Origin of the sequence: Microcystis sp. M090S1 (assembly GCF_020246295.1) — a bacterium.
Lineage (GTDB): Bacteria > Cyanobacteriota > Cyanobacteriia > Cyanobacteriales > Microcystaceae > Microcystis > Microcystis aeruginosa.
In genome coordinates this window covers 1-2,826 of sequence record NZ_JADBTF010000468.1, presented here as the reverse complement: position 1 = coordinate 2,826, position 2,826 = coordinate 1, and the positions used below count along the sequence as shown (strand labels likewise).

Sequence of the window (2,826 nt, the reverse complement as noted above, 5' to 3'; positions counted from 1 at the left end):
TTATGATGGTTACAGCGATTTTATGGAATTTCATAATGCCCCTTTCTGTGCTTTTTTGGGCAGCAACGGTTGAAACCCTTGCCACACCTAGAAGGTCATCCTAATTAAGACAGGTAAATGAGTCAATTTAACCCAAAACGATGATCTTTTTTTTGTGTAGTTTTATTGCAAAAAAAAAGTTTTTTTGACAAAAAGCACAAAGTATGATGCGGTCTAGCGGATTTCTAGCTGCGAGTAGTTATTGGAGAGAAGGGAGTAGGGAAGTGGGGAGTGGGGAGAGAAAGTTCGAGCATTTGTACTAAAAATTCCAATACGCAGTTTAAATTCAGTACAGATTAGCTAATTATCTAAGAGCAAAGGTCGCAGAAAACCGCCATAATTCTCGTCATCTGTACCGATAAAGACTTCTATTCTACCTCTAGGAGATTCTCTGGTGGTCACCGCTTCCACTTTCGATCCGTCGATTTCTGCAATTTTTTGGGGATTAGGGGCAAGAATTAGGCTATTATCGGCTGTAACTTGGCCAATACGGTAAACAGCACTTCTAAACACTCCCGCACTATCTGGATCGTAAGCGGAAGCTATGTAGATATTACCTTGCTTATCTACGGCTAAATCGGAGATGGGGCGAATATTTTTACCACTACCAAAAGGACTCCGAAAAGTTACCGACTGAAATTCCCCGAATTTTAAGGGATTGAACGAGATATCCGTCCAGCGAATCTTTGTACTCTCTTGACTATCGGCCCGTTCTGCGTAGATAAATAGATAACGATCGCCTTGCCGACTAACAGCGATCGCCTCTACATTTTTCACCGCGATCGGCCAATTTATTTGCTCAACTATCTTGACTTTTTGCTGGTTATATGCTATTAAAAATAGTCTTTGAAAAGGTTTTTTCTCGCCACTTTCAGCCAACAAAAATAAATTAGTTTCTGGGATAGAAGTAATACTTTCGAGATCGTTACTCAATCCCTCTGGATTTGGCCAATCTACCCTTAAAACCTGCCATAATAGCGGTTTTTCCTCTGTAGGCAGCTGTAAAAGACTCAGCCTTGGTTGAGATGGATCACTGTTTTTGCCCTTATTTTTGGCATCGTGAACCCCTAGAAAAATATCCGCTTCTACCCAAGCTAAACCACTGAGATCCGGGAGATAAGTCTCCAGTCGTCTCGATTCTTGGGCAAAAGAGACTTGAGCGGCCGAAAAAAAGAAAACTAGGACTAAAATCGCTGAAAAAACAGTTTTTAATCGGCTATTCTTGCTAAAAAATGCTCTCTTCTCTAACACCTATTGCCTAACTCCCAATATCACTGATTAACTCCTCCACCACGCGATTTAAACCGACGGAATGGGAAGCCTTGCATAAAATGCGATCGCCTGAATCGATCACTTCCTTTAAACGATTAATTAAATCTGCGTGAGTTTGAAAACATTCGCAATTGACTCCAGTAGCGGCCTCAGCAATAAACTTAGCTTCCGGGTCATCTACCAAGACAAACAAGCGATCTATGCCTAGTTTTTGCACCCTCTCACCCACTTGGCGATGTAATTGCTCCGAAAAATACCCTAACTCCTTCATCGTGCCTAAAACAGCAATATGACGCTGACCGGGAGTAGCTTTCAGTAAATCCAAGGCCGCTAACATTGATTCTAGACCCGCGTTATAGGTTTCATCGAGGAGTAGGATATCGGTTGCTAATTGGTAACGTTTGGCCCGACCACTGGGTAAATTAACTTTAATTCCCTCTTGCAAAGAAGTCCAATCGATGCCTAAAATTTTCGCTACGGCCAAGGCCGCCATAAAATTTAAAGCATGATGACGACCGGATAAAGGTAAGTTAAAATCTAGTCCATTTACTCGTAAAGTAGTTAAATCCAGTAATTCCCCGACTATATCGCCGCCTGAGAAGCCATAGGTAATTGTTTCCCCCTGCCATACCCGTTTAGCTGTTTCGGTAAGTAAAGGGTGATCGTAGTTAAGAACAGCTATACTACTAGAAGGAGACTCGGCCAATAACTCGCATTTGGCCTCTGCGATCGCTGCTTCCGACCCTAAACGACCGATGTGAGCGGTTCCCACATTAGTAATCACTGCGATCGTCGGTTGGGCGATTTGAGCGAGCAGGGCAATTTCTCCCCGTCCCCGCATTCCCATCTCGATTACGGCACTATCGTGAGTTTCATCCAGTTCGAGGAGAGTTTTCGGCACTCCGATCTCATTGTTATAATTAGCCAGGGTTTTATGTACCTTTCCCCTGGTTGCTAATACCGAAGCGATTAATTCTTTAGTCGTGGTTTTCCCCACTGATCCTGTAATAGCAATCACGGGTATAGTAAATTGATTCCGCCACCAATGGGCTAATTGCTGATAGGTTTCTAGGGTATTCTGGACTAGGAATACAGGAATATTACTAGAGGAATTTACCGAAACTGGCTGATCGACAATCAATGTCGCCGCTCCTTTTTCGATAGCCATATCGATAAAATCATGACCATTAAAATTATCACCTTTTAATGCCAAAAATGCTTGTCCTGACTCAATACTACGGCTATCAGTATTAATGCCAGATACTAAACTATCGGGACTAAAACTTATGTCACCATTATCTTGTAAGGACAATAATTGAGCTAGTTGATTGAGGGATAAATGACAGGCCATAGACAATAAAAATACTTAGGATTAACATACTCCCACCGTCAAGCTACGCTGTGACGGGGGATTCTTGACCTATCACTATCGGAAATTCCTTGTTCAACGAGACAGCTTAGATTCTCAATGTCTCCATTAAGAATCCAGAGGCCGGACTCTCCCAAGGCGTTTGG

At 42.5% G+C, this 2,826-nt stretch carries 2 protein-coding genes and 1 pseudogene; all 3 read right to left on the bottom strand.

Features of this window, described 5'->3' with window-relative positions:
• Positions 1 to 339: 339 nt before the first annotated feature.
• Entirely contained in the window at positions 340 to 1,290 is a 951-nt protein-coding gene (locus IM477_RS20490) for a hypothetical protein (RefSeq protein ID WP_287733268.1), read from the bottom strand.
• Between the two features lie 7 nt (positions 1,291 to 1,297).
• Complete coding sequence (locus IM477_RS20485) at positions 1,298 to 2,662, bottom strand: UDP-N-acetylmuramoyl-tripeptide--D-alanyl-D-alanine ligase (protein ID WP_287733267.1); 1,365 nt, start codon at positions 2,660 to 2,662, stop codon at positions 1,298 to 1,300.
• A 38-nt stretch (positions 2,663 to 2,700) separates the two neighbouring features.
• Positions 2,701 to 2,826: pseudogene (locus IM477_RS20480) on the bottom strand (zinc ribbon domain-containing protein); the annotation flags it as partial.

What these genes read in the sequence shown, in the direction of transcription:
- IM477_RS20485 (WP_287733267.1), bottom strand. Translation starts at nt 2,662, where the DNA reads ATGGCCTGTCATTTATCCCTCAATCAACTAGCTCAATTATTGTCCTTA.